This is a genomic window from Segeticoccus rhizosphaerae, assembly GCF_005222685.1.
Classification (GTDB): Bacteria; Actinomycetota; Actinomycetes; order Actinomycetales; family Dermatophilaceae; genus Segeticoccus; species Segeticoccus rhizosphaerae.
Genome location: NZ_SWMA01000009.1, coordinates 37,443 through 56,649, shown reverse-complemented (window position 1 = coordinate 56,649; position 19,207 = coordinate 37,443). Strand labels below are relative to the sequence as shown.

At 70.4% G+C, this 19,207-nt stretch carries 18 protein-coding genes; 6 read left to right on the top strand and 12 right to left on the bottom strand.

From position 1 onward, the window contains the following. The first annotated feature begins 249 nt into the window (after positions 1-249). On the top strand, positions 250-903 hold the full coding sequence (locus FCN22_RS08775) for a hypothetical protein (protein WP_137121171.1): 654 nt from the start codon (positions 250-252) through the stop codon (positions 901-903). A 22-nt stretch (positions 904-925) separates the two neighbouring features. Here the strand turns inward: FCN22_RS08775 and FCN22_RS08770 are convergent, their stop codons facing one another. Beyond that, positions 926-1,549 carry a hypothetical protein gene (locus tag FCN22_RS08770; protein ID WP_137121170.1) on the bottom strand — a complete coding sequence of 208 codons (624 nt, stop codon included), beginning with the start codon at positions 1,547-1,549 and terminating at the stop codon, positions 926-928. A gap of 154 nt (positions 1,550-1,703) precedes the next feature. On the opposite strand from FCN22_RS08770, the gene FCN22_RS08765 reads away from it, so the two are divergent. From FCN22_RS08765 to FCN22_RS08750, 4 genes are all read left to right on the top strand, one after another. After that, complete coding sequence (locus FCN22_RS08765) at positions 1,704-2,048, top strand: carboxymuconolactone decarboxylase family protein (RefSeq protein ID WP_202911482.1); 345 nt, start codon at positions 1,704-1,706, stop codon at positions 2,046-2,048. A gap of 124 nt (positions 2,049-2,172) precedes the next feature. Then, positions 2,173-2,865 carry an MFS transporter gene (locus FCN22_RS08760; protein WP_137121169.1) on the top strand — a complete coding sequence of 231 codons (693 nt, stop codon included), beginning with the start codon at positions 2,173-2,175 and terminating at the stop codon, positions 2,863-2,865. Continuing rightward, positions 2,865-3,611, top strand: a complete 747-nt coding sequence (locus tag FCN22_RS08755) for an MFS transporter (protein ID WP_238384630.1) — start codon at positions 2,865-2,867, stop codon at positions 3,609-3,611. Before FCN22_RS08760 ends, FCN22_RS08755 begins: the two co-directional genes overlap by 1 nt. Before the next feature lie 109 nt (positions 3,612-3,720). Further along, positions 3,721-4,041 carry a TraR/DksA family transcriptional regulator gene (locus tag FCN22_RS08750; RefSeq protein WP_137121167.1) on the top strand — a complete coding sequence of 107 codons (321 nt, stop codon included), beginning with the start codon at positions 3,721-3,723 and terminating at the stop codon, positions 4,039-4,041. 152 nt (positions 4,042-4,193) lie between these two features. On the opposite strand, the gene FCN22_RS08745 is transcribed toward FCN22_RS08750, so the two are convergent. The 5 genes from FCN22_RS08745 to sigK all read right to left on the bottom strand — a co-directional run bounded on the left by FCN22_RS08745 (position 4,194) and on the right by sigK (position 7,908). After that, the gene (locus FCN22_RS08745) at positions 4,194-4,613 is read right to left on the bottom strand and encodes a hypothetical protein (protein WP_137121166.1); all 420 of its coding nucleotides are present in this window, start codon (positions 4,611-4,613) and stop codon (positions 4,194-4,196) included. Positions 4,614-4,662: 49 nt separating this feature from the next. After that, positions 4,663-5,472, bottom strand: a complete 810-nt coding sequence (locus FCN22_RS08740) for a class F sortase (protein ID WP_238384618.1) — start codon at positions 5,470-5,472, stop codon at positions 4,663-4,665. Between the two features lie 76 nt (positions 5,473-5,548). After that, positions 5,549-6,322, bottom strand: a complete 774-nt coding sequence (locus FCN22_RS08735; RefSeq protein WP_137121165.1) for a GVDTG sorting domain-containing protein — start codon at positions 6,320-6,322, stop codon at positions 5,549-5,551. Positions 6,323-6,478: 156 nt separating this feature from the next. Then, positions 6,479-7,303 carry an anti-sigma factor gene (locus tag FCN22_RS08730; RefSeq protein ID WP_137121164.1) on the bottom strand — a complete coding sequence of 275 codons (825 nt, stop codon included), beginning with the start codon at positions 7,301-7,303 and terminating at the stop codon, positions 6,479-6,481. Continuing rightward, positions 7,300-7,908, bottom strand: coding sequence for an ECF RNA polymerase sigma factor SigK (gene sigK / locus FCN22_RS08725; RefSeq protein ID WP_137121163.1), 609 nt, complete (start codon positions 7,906-7,908; stop codon positions 7,300-7,302). The genes FCN22_RS08730 and sigK overlap by 4 nt, the downstream gene beginning before the upstream one ends. Before the next feature lie 237 nt (positions 7,909-8,145). Between sigK and FCN22_RS08720 the strand changes: the two genes are divergently transcribed. Then, positions 8,146-9,345 (top strand): NAD(P)/FAD-dependent oxidoreductase, encoded by a 1,200-nt coding sequence (locus FCN22_RS08720; protein WP_202911481.1) that lies wholly within the window; start codon positions 8,146-8,148, stop codon positions 9,343-9,345. Positions 9,346-9,466: 121 nt separating this feature from the next. Here FCN22_RS08720 and FCN22_RS08715 read toward each other — a convergent pair whose 3' ends face one another. The 6 genes from FCN22_RS08715 to FCN22_RS08695 form a co-directional block, all read right to left on the bottom strand. After that, a complete protein-coding gene (locus FCN22_RS08715) occupies positions 9,467-10,444 on the bottom strand; it encodes a hypothetical protein (protein WP_137121162.1) in 978 nt (325 codons plus the stop codon). Beyond that, positions 10,432-13,254, bottom strand: coding sequence for a hypothetical protein (locus FCN22_RS08710; protein WP_137121161.1), 2,823 nt, complete (start codon positions 13,252-13,254; stop codon positions 10,432-10,434). Before FCN22_RS08710 ends, FCN22_RS08715 begins: the two co-directional genes overlap by 13 nt. Before the next feature lie 167 nt (positions 13,255-13,421). Next, complete coding sequence (locus FCN22_RS08705; protein ID WP_238384617.1) at positions 13,422-14,093, bottom strand: response regulator transcription factor; 672 nt, start codon at positions 14,091-14,093, stop codon at positions 13,422-13,424. Then, a complete protein-coding gene (locus FCN22_RS22165; protein WP_238384616.1) occupies positions 14,090-15,436 on the bottom strand; it encodes a hypothetical protein in 1,347 nt (448 codons plus the stop codon). Before FCN22_RS22165 ends, FCN22_RS08705 begins: the two co-directional genes overlap by 4 nt. Further along, positions 15,433-17,583 carry a GAF domain-containing sensor histidine kinase gene (locus tag FCN22_RS08700; protein ID WP_137121159.1) on the bottom strand — a complete coding sequence of 717 codons (2,151 nt, stop codon included), beginning with the start codon at positions 17,581-17,583 and terminating at the stop codon, positions 15,433-15,435. The genes FCN22_RS22165 and FCN22_RS08700 overlap by 4 nt, the downstream gene beginning before the upstream one ends. Before the next feature lie 72 nt (positions 17,584-17,655). After that, on the bottom strand, positions 17,656-19,113 hold the full coding sequence (locus FCN22_RS08695; RefSeq protein WP_137121158.1) for a chlorohydrolase family protein: 1,458 nt from the start codon (positions 19,111-19,113) through the stop codon (positions 17,656-17,658). Positions 19,114-19,207 lie beyond the last annotated feature (94 nt).

Below are 19,207 nucleotides of genomic sequence, written 5' to 3'. Positions count from 1 at the left end.
TGTAAGCCCACACTGCGGATTGTCCCACTGCGCGGTCCTTTGTGAAGGGTGTCAGCTGGCACGGCCGCCCCGGCTGCGGGTCCCCAGCGTTTGCCCCTACGGCCCCGGCACCGCCCCTCGCGGGGCGCAGCAGGCTCTCGACACGGCCAGCCAGGAGGCGCTCATGAACGAGACCTACACCATGTGCACATCACCGGCTCGTACCTGTCCGCAAAATCGCAATCGCGGCTCCGGTGGCCAGGAGACGTCATGACGAACCAGGTCGGGCCCATCATGGCGGCGCTTGCAGGAGCGTTGGGAGCGGCCGACACCTTCCCATACGTGCGGGACACGCTCCGCAGGACGACCGTCCCGCACCGCGGCACCTGGCTGATCTGGAGTGTGCTGGGGGTGGTTGCCGTGCAGGCTCAGCGAGCGGACGGTGCCCGCTGGAGCCTGCTGCCACTCGTCGTTCAGGCTGCGGGGACCTGCTTGGTGTTCGGGCTTTCCATCCAGTTCGGCAGCGGGAGACCCTCGCCATCGGAAGTTGCCCTTCTCGCTCTGGCCGGAGCCGGCGTCGCGGGGTGGCTGACCGCGGGCGCACCGGTCGTGGCAACCTGCTGCGTGATAGCGGCCGATTTGGTAGGGGCACTGATGATGGCGCCGAAGGCCTGGCGCCAGCCGCACTCGGAGACCCTGTCGCTGTTCCTGATGGCCGCGCTGGGCGGCGCCAGCACGGGCGCAGCCGTCGGGTCCTTCTCGGCGCCGCTGCTGGTCTATCCCGTCTACTACTTCCTGGTCAACGCCGGTCTCGCCACCATGATCGCCCATCGCCGTACGGTCCTTGCCACCGCTCGCCTGGGCCGGACAACAACCGTCACTCGGGAGCCGTCACCCGACCAAGCTCGACAACGGAGCGCATAGTCGCTGGACTCGCCGCCCCGGTTCAGGACCGCCAGACCGTCAGGGAGAGGAAGAAGAAGGAGCCCGACAACTGACGGATCCGGAAGTGGTGACCGCCTGCCGAGAGGTTGCACGGGTGAGGCTGGGTGATCGTCCCGTTGACGGGAAGCGGGCCGAAGGACGAGTTGTCGATCAGACACTCGACCAGAGCGGGGCCCGCGTAGCTCTGTAGCCGGGCGGTGCAGATGTATGCCCCGGCCTGGGGCGCAGTGAAGAAGCAGTTGATCCGACCGGATCTCGTCTGCTCGGAGCCCCAAGCGTCGAAACCCTTGTCGGAAAACCATACTCGACACTCATCGAGGTTCCGCTGCAGGTTCGTGAAGCCATCGAAATGGTCGACGTCCCATAGGTCGAGGTAGCGTGCGCTGCCGAACTTCGAACACACCGTAAAGACCGCAACCGGAAGCCACGATCCCGGGTCGAGGAACTGGGGAAACGCCTTGAACACCTTCTCGGCGCCCTTTGTCGCGTGAAGTGCGGCCAGCGCCTCTTCGGCGCTCACCTCGAGATCGGCCGGCACGATCCCTACGCGTGGGTCGACGTCCTCGGACTGCATCGAGTCCAATACTCGAACGACGAACTCGTCCGACTTGCCACCGTTGTTCATGGCGCCTCCTTCGCGGGGTCGGACCCGGGTGCGAGCCCTGGAAACACCGCCTGAACAGTAGGAGGGGGGCCCACCCCGCGTGATACGACCGGCGCGCGGCACGCCGCGTACCTGAGGCAAGATGGTGACGTGCGCCAAGGAGGCGGACGGCGCCATGTCGGATGAGGACAAGAAGCGCGCAGCGCACCAAGTCCTGGTGGCTCATCCGGACGCTCTCCGGCCATCCACTCCCGGACGCCGCGAAGCCCCGATCGAGGACGGGCTCCGGGCCACGCTGAGGATGCTGGGCAAACTGACCCGAGAGAGGACCGTGGACGCCGAGGACATGCGGGAGCTGTTGTCCACAGGTGTTTCCCACCAGCAGGTCGAGGACGCACTGGCGGTCTGTGCCGCCTTCAACACGACCGATCGGCTCGCTGACGCCTTCGGCTTCGAGCTGCTGAGTCCGGCGGCCTGCGACGCCGGCGCCAAGTACCTGCTCAGACGGGGTTACCGATAGGACTCCAGCCACGATCGGAGCCCGTCGGTGAGGCGAACTCGGCGAGGCCGCACCCGCGTAGGGTGCCGAGCGTGAGCGTGAGCCGACCCCGGCACCGGTGCCAGGACCCCGTCGAGCACTCCTCGTGACCGCGGGCAAGGTGCAGCGGTCCGGCTGGGCGGTGGTCGTCGCCCTACTGGTGGCCGACATGGTCTACGGCTTCCAGCAGACCGCGATCTCGCCGGCGATCCCAACCGTCCAGCAGGACCTGTCTGCCTCCCGCGAATGGACGGTGTGGCTGTTCTCCGGCTATCTCATCGTCGGTTCGGTTGCCCCCGTCTTTCTCGGCAAACTGGGGGACCGCATCGGACGCACGCGCGTCTACCTCTGGGCGTTGGTGGTGTTCGCCCTCGGCAGCGTCGCGACGGCAGTGGCACCCAACATCGAACTCGTCGTGATCTTCCGGATGGTCCAGGGGGTCGGCGGGGTCGTGTTTCCCCTCAGCTTCGCCATCGCGACCGAGGTCTTGCCGCGGGAAAAGGCCAACACCGCCATCGGGGTGCTGACCGGCGGGTTCGGACTCGGTGCGGTGCTGGGCTCTCCCGTCGGTGGGGCACTGGCCCAACTGCTGTCGTGGCGGTGGATCTTCGGGGTCGGCGCGATCGCCCTTGCCCTGGCGATCCTCATGGTCAGGTTCGTGGTGCCGTCCCTGGGGGGCGGGGTACCGCGCGGACTTGACACCCCCGGCGCGGCCTTGTTCGGCGGGGCGATCGCGGCCCTGATCGTGGCGATCACCGAGGCCCACACCGCGGCTGGACCGGCCCGCTGCCACTGGTGATGTTCGGTCTCACGGTGGTGCTGGGGGCGGCCTGGTACCGGCGCGAGACCCACACCCGCGAGCCGCTGATGGACCTGCAGGTGCTGCGCTCCCGTGGTGTCCTGCTCACGAACCTGACCTCGCTGCTCGGAGGGTATGCCGTGTTCGGCACCAACATCGTGCTGCCGTTCCTCCTGGAGGGGTCGGGGGAGGCACCCGGGGCCAGCGCGTTCGGGCTCGCGGCCGGTCCGCTGCTGATCGGCCTCGTGCTCATGCCGCGAGCGCTCGGGCAGGCCGTGTTCTCACCCCTGACCGGCCCGCTGGTGGACGCGTTCGGTCACCGAGCCGTGTTCACTGCTGGGATGGTGCTCTCCGCGTTGGGCACCTTCGGGCTCGCGCTGTTCCGTGGCCAGCTGTGGATGGTGATGGTGGAGCTGGCGGTGCTGGGCGTCGGATTCGGTTTCGTGGTCAGCCTCAGCGGGAGCATCATCGCGCTCGCCGCCGAGCCGGGGGAGACCGGTATCGCCACCTCGATCACGTCGGTGTTGCGACGGGCCGGCGGAGCGGTCGGCGCGCAGGTGTCGATCGCCGTCCTGGCGCTGCTCGCGGCTCCGGGCGGTGGACCCAGCAACACGGCATACACCGTCAGCTTCGCCGTCTGCGGCCTCGCCGCCCTGGCTGGTGCCTGCTGCGCAGCGCTCATCGCGCCGCGCCGGCGAGTCGTCGGGCGGGAATCGCCGGTGGATGCGCGTGACGAGGACTTCTGACGACGCGCCGGGGGGCTGGCGCGGTTGCCTTCTGATGGCTGGCGTGGACGTCGTACGGCCTACCCGGACGCCGACGGCGTCACGCCCCTCGTCCCTCTACGCTGGTGAGATGCGCCATGACATCGACAACCTTCTGGCCGAGCGGGAGGAGCGGCTCGAGGCAGAGCTTGCGGAACTGACGAAGCCGGCCGGCGAGCTCGGCACGATCTCCTTCGGCAAGCGTGTCGGCGAGGGGACCTCGATGGCGGTCGACCGGCTCACGGCGGTGTCGACGCAGGAGCACCTGCTGGCCATGTTGGAAGACGTTCGCCGGGCACGAGAGCGCTTGGCTGACGGCAGCTACGGCCGGTGCGAGGTGTGTGGGGAGCCGATCCCGGAAGAGCGGCTCGAGGTGCGCCCGTGGGCGCTCCGCTGCGTCCAGCACAGCTGAGGGAGTCACGCGGTCGAGCAGCGCGAACTCGATCGCGCCGGGTTGTGGGTGTCGGCGGCCATCCGGTCCGCGTGCTCGAGCGCCCTGACGTCGTCGTGATCCTGGCCCACCGCGCCGGTGTCGCGGTCGGTGACGTCTCCTCCATCCGCCGCCTACCTCGACGGCCGAGAGGAGTTGCTTCGAAGGGCGAGCTGGGCGCTGGCGACGACGGTCAGCTCGCTGATGACGGACACGATCCCGAGGGGCTCGAGCCAGTTGCCGACGTCGTCGGCCAGCATCGGGAAGGCGACGATCCTGGTCGCGGCGTAGCCGAGGACCGCGAGGCCGCACACAGCGGTGGCGCCGAGGTAGACCGCCGCGGAGTCGTGAGCCACCGCGGCGGCGGCCAGGGCAAGGCAGGCGATGGTGAGCAGGATGAACAGCACGCCCATGTAGGGCGCTTCGTGCAGGTGCTCTCCGGTGACAGGAATGTGAGCGACGGCGGCGACCACCGCCGCCGGGGCAAGCAACAGCCGCCACGGCGAATGGTAGGACTCGGTCACCGTGCGTGAGGCGGACAGGGACACGGACATGGCGTCCTCCAACGGACGTGCCGGACTGCCCTGGATGCTTCCAGGGAGATCAGGCGGGATGGGACGAGACGAGGGTGGCGTAGGCGACGATGTTGTGGTCGTAGTGGCCGATGGTGGGGTTCCAGGTGCCGCCACAGGTGATCAGACGCAACTCGGCCCGGTCGGTGTTGCCGTAGACCTCGGTGGTGGGGAACCGGTCCTTCGGGTAGCTGTCCACCCGGTCGACGCGGAACACCGCGACGCGGTGGTCGGCCCGGGCGACCGAGATCCGCGCGCCTGGTTCGAGGTCACCGAGGTCGTAGAAGACGGCGGGACCCTGGTCGTCGTCGACATGCCCGAGGATGACGGCGGGGCCGAGCTGGCCCGGGGTGGGCGAGCCGCGGTACCAGCCGGCAGGGGCGCCGCCGTCCAGCGGGGGGACCTGCACCGAGCCGTCAGGGTTGGTGCCCAGGGTGATCAGCGTGCTGTGCACGCCGATGCTGGTGATGTCCAGCCGAACCGGTTTCGAGCGCGGCAGCACCGGGCCCACCGAGGTCGGGGTCGGAGTGCGGGCGGGCGACGACGCCCCGCCGGGCTGACGCACGGCCGGCCGGGTCGGCATGACGTGACTGTCCTTGCGGGCGGACCGACCGGTGGAGGGAGCAATCGGGCTCGAGGTCGTCGGTGAGGTGCTGGCCCTGGCGGTGGGACCGTCCGCCGCCGCAGCCGGGGGCTGCGGCGGCGGATCCGGCTCGGAGGAGACGAAGCCCACGATCGACAGCAGGCCACCGACCGCCAGCAGCGCGGCCAGCACGGTCAACCCGATGCCATATCGGCCATATCGCCCACCCGGCCGACCGTGCTGGTGCCCACCGCTCATGGCTGCTCCTTCGCCTCTCCTGGTCTGCTCCACGCCTCTCGGCGCCCCTCCCCGCCGAGGGTGATCCGGGTGTCGCTCAGTGCTGGTTGCTCAGCTTGCGACGAGCCACCACGGCGCCACCGGCTGCGAGCAGAAGGCCACCACCGAGCAACAGCATGCCCTCGTCGGCAGTGCCGGACGTGCCACCGCCACCGGTCTGCGCCGGCCCGGAGGGGACGTTGGCCATCTGTGCGGGCTTGACCGATCCACACAGGGCCGGCGAGGTCGCGGCCAGCGGCAGCGACGGCACCAGCTCGCTCTTCTCGCCCTGCGCCTTCTTGCTGAGGGTGGCCGGGTCCAGCCCGTGCACCACTACCACGGCGTTGCCGTCCTTGACCGACTTCATCGTGTCCGCGTTCATCGTGAAGGTGCGCTGGTAGGTATAGCTGCCACCCATCCCGGCGACCTTGAGGTCGGTGCCCGCCTTGGGACTGGTGTCACCGCTGGTCGACAGGGTGGTCCCGATCATCCCGTAGGCCGGATGTCCCTCGACGGTGCTCACGACACCGTCACCGTTCTTGTCGGCCGACGGGTCGGGGCACACGCCCTGACCCATGATGTGGATGTGCTGCACGTGCGGGTAGGGGTTGCCCCCGAACGTGTCCGCCAGGCCGCTGACCTTCTCGGTGACCGTGGCCTGGTTGCCGTTCAGCGTCAGCATGAACGTGCCCGACCCGGTGGCGTGGTTCAAGGGCGACAGCGTCGCCTGGTAGGAGTCTCCGGACGCGGCCGACGCGGTGGCCGGAAGCGCGATCGCGCCTGCCGCACACATCATCAGGGCCGGTCCGAGCAGCAGAGTTGACTTCTTCATGGAATGGACTTCCTCTCAATCGACGCCGGGGGCCCCGGCTGGTCATGGCTTCGACATCAGGGGTTTCGATGCCACCGACCAGACGGATTGCCGATTGGTGAGGAAATTTTGCGAAGCGGGTCGAGCCCGGTGCCGAGCCGGTGCCTGCGCGGGGACTCAGGCGAAGTCGAAGGTGACCAACGGCTTGGTGGTGGGCTGGTCGGAGCCGCCTGCGGGCTCGACGGTCACTCCCGCTCCGTGCGCGTCGGCCGCGTCACCGTCCAGCAGCAAGGTCACCTCGTGGTCGTCGGAGCGCGGCATCAACCCGGCCTTGACGGGATGGCCGGACGCGTCGAAGTACCAGACCTCGTAGACGTGCCCTGCGGGCGGCTCGGGCATCCCCTTGGCGACGATCACCGCGCGGCCCTTGCTCGACGATCGCACCACCGTGACCGTCGCACCCTCGACCGGCTTGACAAACCGTTGCGCGTCAGGGGCGCGGGTGACCTGCTCCACGGCGGTCAGCTGGCGGGTCGACTGGTCCGGGCTCCAGGGATGCCAGGTCAGGCCCCCGACCACCAGCACGAGCGCCGCAGCCGCACCGGCGACCCAGGCCGCCCACCGCCCGGGCGACTTCTGCGGTCGCCTGCCGCGGCGCGTCGCCAGCTCGTCGGCCGCCCCACGCCCCGGCAGCGGGGCATCCGTGTCGTTCCGGGCTGGGATCGCGGACGTGGGCTCGACGGGGTCCTGGGACGTCTCCCGGATCCCGGCCAGCACCCCCTGCCTCAGCGAGGGCGGCGGTTCCGTCTCGGACAGGGCGCTCATCGACGTTCCCGCTTCACGAAGGCTCCCCACCTCACGCTGGCACTCGGCACAGGTGGACAGATGCTCCTCGAACCGCGTCCTCTCCTCGCTGTCAAGGGCGTCCAGGGCATACGCAGCGGCCAGCGCGTGCGGGCCCTCGTCCACCTCCGGGACGTGGCGGGAAGGCTCGTCGTTCATCGGTCCGCTCCCAACGTGTCTCGCAACCTGGTCAGCCCATCGCGGATCCGGGTCTTGGCCGTGCCGAGCGGCAGGTCCAGCCGATCGGCCACCTCGCGATGGGTGAGCCCGCCGAAGTAGGCCAGCTCCAAGGCTTCCCGCTGCACCCGGGTCAACTCGCGCAGCGCTTCCCGCACGACCCCCGCCTCGAGGTTCTGATGGGCCTGCTCAGCCGTCACGTCATACGCCGGTGCTCGCCGGCTCTCCTCGTATGCCGTGTCGCGGCGGGTCTGCGCCTGTGCCGAGCGCACCCGGTCGACCGCTCGCCGGTGTGCGATGGTCATCAGCCAGCCCAGCGCGCTGCCTCGCGCCGGGTCGAAGCGCGGGCTGGTCCTCCAGATCTCCAGGAACGCCTCCTGGGTCACCTCTTCGGCTTGCGCGCGGTCCCGCAGGACCCGCAGGACCAGCCCGAAGACGCGTGGTGCCGTGACGTCATACAACTTCGCGAAGGCCTCCTCGTCCCCGTGACCGCTGGCTCGCAGCAGTTGCGTCAGCTCTGCTCTGGTGTCCGGCCCACCGTGCCCCGCGACCTCGGGCAACGCCCTGCCGGGGGGATCGGTTGTCATGGGCACCATGATGCACACACAGGTCATTCGCCGCCGAACCGACCGTGGATTGCCCTGCCTGTGGACCACCGATGGCGTTCGCGGCAGGGATCGTCGGCCAAGCGGCCGTCCCGAGGATGCTGGCCGCAGCAGGCTCACTACCCTGAGGTGGCCGGCCACCCCGGTGCGGCTCGGCGACCCTGGCGGGGAACCTGCCGCCAAGACCCGTCCGAAGTCCGAAGAGCCAGAAGGGTTCACATGACGCAGCTCGTGGCCGACCTGAACCGTCCCGGATGGGACGACGACCCGGCACTGCCGGAATGGCGGGGCTTCGGTCCGCTCGTCGGCCGGGTGACCGCCGATGCCTGCGTGATCGGGCTGGGGGGCAGCGGCCTGGCGGCGATCGAGGACCTCGCGGACCGTGGCCTGTCGGTGATCGGTCTGGACGCCGGCCGCGTCGCGGCAGCAGCGGCCGGCCGCAACGGGGGGTTCCTGTCCTGTGGTGGCGCGATGTCGCTCTCGTCGCCCGACGCTCCCGTCTCCCTGGACCTGCGTGCGGAGCTCTACCGGGAGACGCTGGCCGAACAGCGGCGCCTGGCCGACCGTCTCGGCCCCGGCGTGGTGCGGCAGGTCGGCTCGCTCTCGCTGGCGGGCCTCCCCGGCGAGCCCATCGACGACAACGAGGAGCAGGCCGCCCGTGTGCAGCTGGTCGAGCTAAAGGCCGAGCAGGAGGCTCTCGCGTCCATCGGCGTCGCGGTCGAGGCATACGACGGCCGCCTCGGGCAGGGTTTCTTCAACCCGGACGACGCCCTGATGAATCCGGTCCGTAGGGCGTTCGGGCTGGCGTCGACCCTTCCCTCCGGGGCCCAGCTGCACGAGCACTCACCCGTCACGACGGTCGAGGCCGGCCTCGTCACGACGCCACGCGGATCGGTGCGAGCAGACCTCATCATCGTCGCGATCGACGGCAAGCTCGAGCTGCTCCTGCCCCAGCTGGCTCCCATGGTGCGGACGATGCGGCTGCAGATGGTGGCGACCCGCCCGATCGCTGCGGATCGGCTCCCGTGCGGTGTCGACTTTCGAGCGGGATACGAGTGGGCCCAGCAGGATCCGTCAGGAAGGCTGTTCATCGGCGGCGGACGGGACCACTTCCTGGAGGACGAGACCACCTACGAGGACGATCCGACGCCACAGGTGCAGCGCTGGATCGACAGCGCGGCAGCCCGGGTCGCCGGCGAGCCGGTCAGCGTCACGCACCGTTGGGCGGCCTCCGTCGGCTACACCGAGGACCGGCGTGCCCTCTGCGTCCCGGTGGACGAGGGGGTGGTGGCCTGCGGCGGCTACAGCGGGTCCGGCAACCTCGTGGGCCCCATTGCCGCGCGCGCGGCCGTCGGACTCCTCGTCGACAACGTCGCGCCTCCGGGCTACCTGCGCACCAGCGGATCGCCTCTCGGCTGACACACCGCCCCGTCAGCCGGCAGAGCCCAATGGGGCGGCACCGAGAGCGCCAGCGCTGGTTGGGCGCGGGTGAGCGGGCCGCGACCGGGGGTCGCGGCCCGCCCACGGCAGCTCGGGTGGGTCAGACCGGGATTCCGGGCAGCAACTGCTGTGCGAGCGCCTTGGCTCCGGCCGCCAGGTCATGGAAGTCGTAGGAGATCCGGACCCGCTGCTCGGCGCCCTGGAGGACCACGTCGGCGGCGAGCGTCACCGAGCCGCCGGAGGTGGCCGTGAGGGTGCCGTCGAACGAGGCGGACCGCACGTCGAGCAGGCTGCCCAGACCGTGCGCCGCGACGTAGCCGACGATGTCGGCGGCCGACCCGACGGCCTGCCGCAGCCCACCGAGTGCCGCGCTCGCGGTCTGCAGCACGTCGGTGGCCTGTGCCAGCTGTTGGACCAGTCCCGTCACGGTCTGTGCGGCCGCGGCGACGGCAGCCGTCGTCGACTGCTGCGCGGTGGCGAGGACACCTTGTGCGGTTTGCACGCCGAGCTGCGCCGCGGCCAGACCTCCCTGGAGCGCGAGGACGCGTGGGTCCTGGTCGACCGGGTAGGTGGCCGAGGCAGCCTGAGCGGCCTGTGCAGTCTGGCGCGCCACGTCCAGGACCCCGTTCGCGGTCAGCTCCGAGGCACGCAACCCGGCGATCGCGGCGGTCAGACCGGCGACCTGGGTGCCGCGCCAGCCGACCTCGACGCCGAGCTTGGTCCAGCCCCAGGCCTTGTCGTACCACGCCAGGTTGTTGTACCAGTTGTGCCACCAGCCGATGTCGCTGTTGAGCTGGTCGATCTGCAACTGCTCACTGCTGATCTGGCTGTTCAGGGAGTCCACGGCCGACTGAGCGACGCTGAGCTTGGCCTGGGCGTCACGCAACCGCGCCGCGGCGGCGTCACGCTCGCTCTGGACCGCCGCCTTCGTGGACGCGACCTGGGCGTTGATCGCCGAGAGGGCGTTCTGGGCCCGGGTCACGCCAGCCTGCGCTGCCTGGATCTTGGCCTGGGCGTCAGACTGCACGGCGCCGAGGTCGGCACGCGCGGCGTCGCCCGCCGCGGTCAGTCGCTGCACGTCGGCCTGCGCCGTGTCGACCGCATGCTGTGCGGCAGCGATCTGTGCGGAGGCGTCGGCGCCGGCCTGCTGCAGAGTCGCTCCGCCCGTCGCGCCAGGTCGGTGAGGAAGGACTGGTGCATGTCGGCGTGGACCAGGAAGCCGTCGCCCGACTCCAGCTTGCCGCCCTTGGCGGTGACGTCGGCGTCGAAGAGGCCGAAGACCTGCCCCTTGCAGCCGAAGTCGAACCCTGCGTCCGACAGGTTCACGTGGGCTGACCCGGCGAGGCCGAGCATGGTGACCTGTCCCGCGATGGCGATTGTCGGGACGCTGGTCGTGTTGACCTCGAGGTCGAGGGTCGGACCCTCCTGGGGATCGGCGCCGGTCAACGAGAAGACGTCGGCAATGTGCACCGGGCTGAGCGAACCGCTGGCGGCGACACCGTCCGCGGGGTCGATCTCGACCATGCCCTGCACGGTGAAGCCCGCAACCTGCAGCGTGCCGCCCACGCGGAGCCCTTGCTTGTAGGTGAGCTTGCCGATGGAGGTGTCCTGGGGGACGACGTAGAGGTCGACATCCTCCAGCGATACGCCGGCCAAGGTGCCGGACACCTCCTTGGGGATCCCGGCCGTGACCGACGCGGGACAGAACGTCTCGACCACGTCGAGCAGTGACAGGTGGTTGAAGGCCACGATCAGGACGCTCTGGGTGGGCAGCTCCGAGTTGAACGAGACGGCTGCGTGTCCGGAGAAGGCACCGATGGCCAGGCCGCCGGCGATCCCGATGGAGGGCACCCCCTCGAAGTCTGAGCCGATCTCCAGTGAGACGTCGGTGAGCGCGATCCCCTTGGCGCCGAAGGGGTCCTGCCAGGTGCCCTTCATGGTCGCGAAGAAGGAGATGCCGTTCGGGACGACCTTGACGCCGCCGATGAACTCCAGCGGGCTGGAGTCGAGGGTGACGTCGACGGCACCGGAGACCTGGATCGAGATGTTCTCCGGGTCGGGCACCAGCTCGAACTCCGCGTCCTTGAGGACGACGCCGTCGGTGATGTGCACGTCGGCGACGGATGCCTCGAGTGACACGTCGCTCAGCGAGGTGCCGAGGTGGGCACTGACGTCGAGGTGGCTCTCGCCGAGGAAGGTGTCGGCGCCCAGACCGGACAGGTCCAGCCGGCCGTCGACGAGCGCGCCCCTGCTCACGCCCTTCCCGGCCACGGGTTGCAGCTCGTCGAAGCTGAAGGTGGCGTCGTCGAAGGAGGAGATGACGATCAACGCGCCAGGCAGGTGGACACTGTCGAGGCCACCGAGAGCTGGTGACAACGACGAGAACTCGTAGGTGTCGTCCAGTTCGATGCCCAGGGCGAAACCCCACGTGGTGGCCTTGCGCACCACGGCCTGCACGCGCTTGAAGCCGGGCCCGCCGGCGGCGAAGGACGCCTCCTGTTGGGTGACGTCGATGGACAGGGCGACGTCGGTGAGGCCGAGTGCGAGCAGTTCCGGTGGCAGGGCCAGTGCTCCGACAGCGGTGTCGCCGCACAGGTCTCGCAGCATCGCGAAGGGCGCGACCTGTGGGATGGTCGCCGAGAGAGAGAGTCCACCGGGGACGGTGTAGGCCACGGGCACGTCGACACCGGCGAGGTGGACCGTGCCGGATATCGAGCCACCGAAGGTGTGCCCGTCGGCGTCGGGTGCGTGGCGGGTGAAGGTCACCGCGAGGTGGCCGACCCCGATCCCGTCCGGACCGACCGGGACCGTCCACTCGGTTGCTGAGGCCGCCTTGATGGTGAGGGTGCCCTCGCCGAGGACCGCCTCGACCGACAGCTCGGACAGGGTGAGGTCCGGCAGCTGGCTGGGGAGGGTGGCGCCGCAGGTCTGCGCGACGGCGGAGGCCGTCAGGACGGCGCCGTCGGCGAGGCCGCCGGTCAGCGTCCACTGCGGCTCGGCCCCGCTACTCGCCGAGGCCTCGAGCCGAGCCTCGATCGCGGCGCCCGCAAAGGTGGTGTCCCCCTCGAGGGACACGCTGATCGAGCGCACGGCCGGATCGGTGGGATGGCTGACCGTCACGTGCGCGCTGATCCGGTCGACGGTCAGGGCGACGGGATCGGGCAGCGCGAGGGGGGAACCGGTGGACAGGATGACGTCGAGGGTGTCGACGGTTGCCTTCCTGAAGGTGGCGGTGGCCACGGACAGGCCGAAGTCGGCGTGGGCGAGCTCGGCGGGGAGGTGGCTGGTGAGCTCGCCCCCGACGATGGCCGTGACGGTGGGCGACCCGGGCACGGGCGCGCCGGCCGAGGTGAGCGACACGGCATACGAGTCGGATTCATCGTGGGTGACGGCCAGCGCCACCGGGCTGCCGGACAGCGTCGCGGCTCCGGTCACGGCGAATGCCACCGACCCGCCGGCGTTCGACACGGAGAAAGTGACTGCCAGGTCGTCGACCTCGACCGAGCCCGGGACCAGTGCGAATCCCTTCGTCCCGACGAGCTTCAGGTCGAACTCGGTGATCCTCGCTGCCTCGGTGTCGAACGTCACTGCGACGCTGGTGATCGACACGCCGGAGAGGTAGCTGGCGAGCGGGCTGGGCAGGGCCGACAGGGGGTCAGCGGAGCCGGCCCCGAGAGCGGCGGACAGACCGCCGAGGGTGACGTCGCCCGGGTCGGCCTCGAGGCGCGCCGGCGCACCGTCGGCTGGCGCGGTGACGTGGGCGCTCACGTGCGTGTCGCCGATGGTCAGCGTGCCGCCGTCGCCCTGCACCTGCACGGAGAGCCAGTCGACTCCGGGGAGGCTGTAGGTGGTGGTGGTGGTGGTCGTGGGTGCTGCGGTGATGGTCATCGTGGATCCTCATGGTGTTGCTGCGGCCCTTGGTGGCCGAGCGGATGAGGACAACGGTTCCGGGATCCGGCGCCGGATCCGATGGTGCCGGCACGCCTCTCGTGAAGGGGGTGCACGCACCCCTCTCTCGCGTGTTGGTGCCCGCACGGCGTGGCCGAGGACTGGCCTCAGGAGCGGCCCTCCGCGAGGTAGAGCAGGGCGGCTCGGACGCGGGGGTGGTGCTCCTGGTCGCCGCTGAGGTCGAGCTTGGCGAAGATCGAGTTGATGTGCTTCTCCACCGCGTGCTGGCTGAGGACGAGGTCGGCCGCGACCGCACGGTTGGTGCGTCCCTGGGCGATCGCGGCGAGCACCTCGCGCTCGCGGCGACTGAGCCGGGCCAGGCTGGAGTCGCCCACCTTCGAGCGTCCCTGCACCAGTGCCTCCACCACCTTGGGGTCGATCGCGGTGCCGCCTTCGGCGACGGTCCGGATGGCCGCCGTCAGGTCGTCGAGCTGGGCTATGCGCTCCTTGAGGAGGTAGCCCCGACGCTCCGTGCCCTGCTCGAGGAGCACCTTGACATAGCTGGGCTCGACGTACTGGCTCAGCAGGAGAACGCCCATCTCCGGGTGCGCGCGCCGGCAGTGTGCGGCGACCCGGATTCCCTCGTCGGTGTGGGTCGGCGGCATCCGGATATCGGTGAGCACGACCTCCGGGAGGTGCTCCGCGACGGCGTCGAGCGCCTCGTCGAGGTCGGCGCAGGCGGCGACGACCTCGAGGTCTCCGGAGGCGTCGAGCATGCGGCGGACTCCCTCGCGGACCAGGAAGCTGTCGTCGGCGAAGACGACCCGGACCCGCGTCACGGCGGTCCCGCCTGATGGGGTCCTCGGTTCGTGTCCGTCGGCGGCGTCGAGGCCGAACCGGGGGCCCCCGGAACGCTCGCCCGTATGCCGCTTCGGCCGGCCTCTGCCACGTCGGTCAGCATCCCACCGAACGCCTCGATCCGGTCGGCCACCACGAGGCGGGAGTCGCCGTCCAGCGGCTCGTCGGTCCGTCCGCTCACGGCAAGCTCGATCTGCGGTCCCACTGTCACACTGACCCGCAGGTCGGACGCGTCCACGGCGAGTAGAGCACGGAGCACCGTCACGATGCAGAAGTACAGGCATGCCTCCTGCTCGGCCTGTGCGTGCAGGGCTGCGACGTCACCGTCGACCTCGATCGTGGCGGATGCTTCCTCGCGCAGCAGCCACCCGTCAACAGATGAGGCCAGGCCGTCGTCCGACAGCCGCGGCGGGAAGATGCCCCGCGCGATCAGGCGAATCCGGTCCAGGGCCAGGCCGGCTTCCACGCCGGCCTGCTCGATGTCTTTCAGCTCGGGATCCGCGCGCACTGCGACAGCACTCGTGAGCCCACCGTCGATCTCCGGGGCTCCCTCGGCGTCGGCCCCGCCGAGCCCGGCCATCGCCGCGGCGACATGAGGCAAGACGGTGGCGGCCAGTTCGGTTCGCATCCGGCGTTGTTCGCCGGCACGCACGGCGAGGAGCCGATCTCGGGACGACCGCAGGGCGACGTTGACCTGCTCCAGCTCCGCCTTGCGCCGGCGCAGCTGGACGGTCAGCTGCACCGTCCCCAGCGCCAGCCCCGCGGGTCCGGCCAGGGCATCGAGCAGCCTGCGGTCCAACGGTGACAGATCGTCGTCGCCGAGGCCGACCGCGATCTGGCCGACCTCTGCGCCACCGTGACGCACTCCGAACGCATAACGGGTCTCGTTGGACACCGGGGGAGAGGTGGGCGGCCAGGTCTGCGTCCAGCGTTCGCCCGCGGCCAGCCACACGGCGACCTCGGCACGAGAGCGCCCGGTCGAACGGCTTGCCGCCTCAGCGATCCTGGGCGCCACCTCGTCAACCGGAAGCGTCGTCGTCATCCGTCGCACCAAGCCGTGCATGACCTCGTGTCCGACCGCGCGGTCACCGAGCACCGCCTTGGCCACCAGCCGCTCGAGCCGATCGCGGGCCACCCACAGGACCACCGCGACCACCACCGTGACGGCGGCAACCCACGTCAGCGACGGCCGCAGGTCCTGCCGGACGACATCCCGGTCGAGCATGGCGAATCCGCTGTAGATCAGGGCCGCCACGGCGAACCGCGCGGTATGCCGGGCGGCCGCCAACCTCCGCTCGGGCCATCCGGAGAGCCGCACGTTCATCGCCGTCCCGATGCGTCGACGCCCAGAGGGAGCCGTCCGCGCACGGCACATCCGCCTTCCGGTCCGGTGCTCACTGTGAGCGTGCCACCCCGCACCGCCAGACGCTCCGCGAGCTTCTCGAGCCCACTGGAGTGGCCGAGTGCCTGCGGGTCGAACCCGCCACCGTCGTCCACGACGGCGAAGGCGAGGTCCGGCCCGGACGGGCCGACGACGACCGTGGCCCGGCTGGCGCCGGCGTGCTTCACCACGTTCTGGAGGCTCTCGACGCAGCAGAAGTAGACCGCGGCCTCGATCTCTGGAGCGAGCGCGCCCACGGCCACCTCGACGTCCACGTCGAGGCGGCCGCGTCGGGCGAGCGCGGACGCCCGCTCGAGCGCTCCCCGCAGTCCGAGCTCGACCACCGCAGGGGGTCGCCCGTCGCCGCAGAGCTGCGTGATGGACTCTGCCGCGATGGCAAGGACCTCACGCAGCCGCTCGGCGTCGGGACGCGAGACCGGCTGGTGCTCCAAGCAGGCCCGCGCACCGATGATCGCGGCCACGAGGGCCTGCTGCGCGCCGTCGTGCAGGTCCCGCTCGAGGCGGCGTCGTTCCGTGTCCTGTGCCGCCACCAGCCGCCGCCGAGAGGCCTGCAGCTCGCCTGCCTGGGTCGCGAGGTCGGCGACCTGACGGGCCAGGACCACGGTCAGCCTCGCGTTGTGGACCACCAGCCCCGCGTGCGCCGCGACGTCCTCCGCCACGACGCAGTCCGTCGATGTCAGGGGCGTGTCCGCCCTGACATCGACGGCCAGGAGGCCGAGGACCTCACCGTGGTGGCTGATCGACCAGCCGTGCGGGACGCCGACGAGCTGCCTGAGCGCCTCAACGGCCAGGTCGCCACCGCTCAAGAGGATCTCGGGGTTCTCCGACGACTCCGACGACTCCGACAATGCCGGCGCGGAACAGGGCGCCCTTGGCGACCTGGCCGTCCGGATCAGACGCCCTTCGTCGATGACCCACAGCTCGGCGGAGCTGGCGCGGGTTGCGGCGACGGTGACGTCCGCGATGCGCTGCAGCTCGTCGGCAGGCGTCAGGCGTTCGAGGGTCGCGGTCAGGCGCTGCACGGCCTCGACCGGGCTGAGGACCTGTCCGAACACGACGCGGTTGGCCCACCTGCGACCGGCGACGCGCAACGGCTCCACGACCACGGCCGCCAGGGAGAGGACGAGCACGGTGAGCCAGAGCCCGCCACCGGCCAGCCAGCCTCCCGTGGTGACGGCGACGACGTACGCAGCGCTGAGCGACAGGGCGATCAACCCGTAGACCAGGATCCGGCTCAACAGCCGGTCGATGTCCCAGAGCCGGTAACGGATCACCCCCGCGCACAGCACGATCGGCACCACCGCGAACACGGCGGGAAAGAGCTCCTGGACCGCGCCCCCCACCTGCGCGGCACCCGGGTCCCCTCCGGTGGCCAGCAGCACCACCCTCGCACCGAGCCAGATCAATGCCGTCGTCAGGGCGGGGAGCAGCGCCGCGCAGAGCAGACGGGCGGTGGCCTTGTCCTTGGGCGACGCCGAGGGGTCGGCCAGACGCAACAGCTGCGCGCCCACGCCGGCCATCGCGACGGCGACGCCGAAGAAGACGACGAAGAACTGCGGGTGGGCCAGGAAGCTGCTGCGCCAGCACACGAGGGCGACGAGTGTCGAGGTGACCACCACGATCGTGCGCAACGTCCCGCGCCGGACCCGAAGCCGGTGCGACAGCGTGCCGTCGGGGAAGAGCACCACCGCCCAGACATAGGCCAGGCCGGACACGATGTGGAAGGTGAAGTGCAGGGCGGCGATCGGCCAGGGCGAGCCCAGGACGTGGAAGACGCGATGGCTCGGCATGTTGAACGTCGCCGCGGTGCCCAGGAGCGCGAAGCCGAGCAGCCGGGGCACGAGCTCGTCCGGTCGCCGCCACACCAGGAGCACGCCCAGCGCGAGGTTCAGGACGCTGAAGGCGTACTGGACCCCGGTCTGCAGACCCGTCGTCGCGTCCGTCATCGGCCCACTCCCATGGACCATTCCGGAGGGCAGGAGCCCCAGGCCGAGCCACGTGAGCAGGCCGGCCAGGTAGACCGCGAAGACGACCCGGAAGAGAATCCGGCCCAAGAGCGGGTGGGCCACCCCGCCACTGTATGCCGTGAGGCCGGCGTCAGGGAGGGGTTGGCAGCGGTCTCGAGCGGCCGTGGTGGGTGCTCAGCGCTTGGTGCCCTCGACGTCGGTGTCCTCGAAGGCGGGGTAGGTCATCGGTGCGACCTCCTCGAGGGAGCGGCCCGCCCAGTCGCCCTCTGACCAGTGCGCCCAGACCCGCTCGCCCGCGGCCTGAACCCCCCTGGCGGCCGCCGCCACGTCGGCTCCGACGACCACCCCGTCCTCCACGACCGTTTTGCCGTCGACCATCACGTCGGCAAGATCGGAGGGCTGCGCGTAGTAGACGATGTTGCGGATCGGGTCGCGTAGCGGAGCCATGCCGAAGGAATCCGTCCGCCAGAACAACAGGTCCGCCTTGGCGCCCGGCGCGATCCTCCCCAGGTCGGGCCGGTCGAGCATGGCGGCGGCGTTGAGCGTGGCCGCGTCGAAGACGCGCCGTGCGGTGGAGGTGTCGGCGCGGCGCGAGGTGATCTTCCCGGATATGGCTGTCCAGCGCAGCGACTCGATCATGGACTGGGGAGCAGTGTCGGTGCCGAGGCACATGTTGACCCCCGCCTCGACATACTCCGGGAACGACTCCATCAGGATGCCCCGGCGCGCGAAGCACCAGGCGTTGTAGGACACGGACGTCTGCGACTGCGCGAGCAGGCCGAGGTCGTTGCCAGCGAAGTTGACCCAGCTGTTCCCGGTGATGAAGATCGCGTGGCCGAGCAGCGTGCGGGGTCCGAGGAAGCCGATGTCGGCGAGCCACTCGACGGGTGTGCGTCCGTGTCGCCGTGTGATCTCGTTGAACTCCCAGACTCCCTGGGATGCGTGCAGGGACACGGGCACTCGCAGCTCGCCAGCGGCCACCGAGCTCGCGCGGAGCAGGTCCTCGCTGCACGTGTCGACCTGGCCGGGGGCGAGGAACCCCTGGACCCGGCCGTCCGCCCGGCCCGTGTTCGACTCCACGAAGCGGATGGCCTCCTCGAGCCCCCGACGCCCAGCCGCCTCGTCCCACTCGTAGTCCACCCGCCTGCCGTCCGGGGTGAACCATCGGCCCGAACGGTAGGACGGTGCGACATAGCCACGCAGCCCGCTGGCCTCGACGGCGTCCGCCACGTAGTCGGCCTCATCGCCCAGCTGCAGCACCGTCGTGGTGCCCGAACGGGCGAGCTCGATCAGCGAGTAGTCGACGCATGCTCGCATCGACGCACGGTCGAGCCCGGCCGCTTCCGCCGGCAGGATCTCGATCAGCCCGGTGAGCCAGAACTGACGGTTGCCGGTGTCCTCCTGGACGGACTTGTCGATGGGCGACTCGTGCAGATGTGAGTGCGTGTCGATGAAGCCGGGTGTGATGATGCGGTTCGGCAGGTCGACACGCTCGTCCACCTCACCGGCGTATTCGGCTCCCACATGCGTGATCCGGTCACCGTCGACGACCAGGCACCCGTCCCGCAGGATGCGGTGCTGGCCCTCCTGGAAACCGACGATGTAGGGCGCGGAGTAGAGCGTCCTCGTCATGGGATCCGTCCGTGTCAGGGGAATTGGTATCCCGACCCTACCGCCGGTGACAGCACCACCTGCCAGGACCACTGGTCCGTCAGGGCGCCGGCGT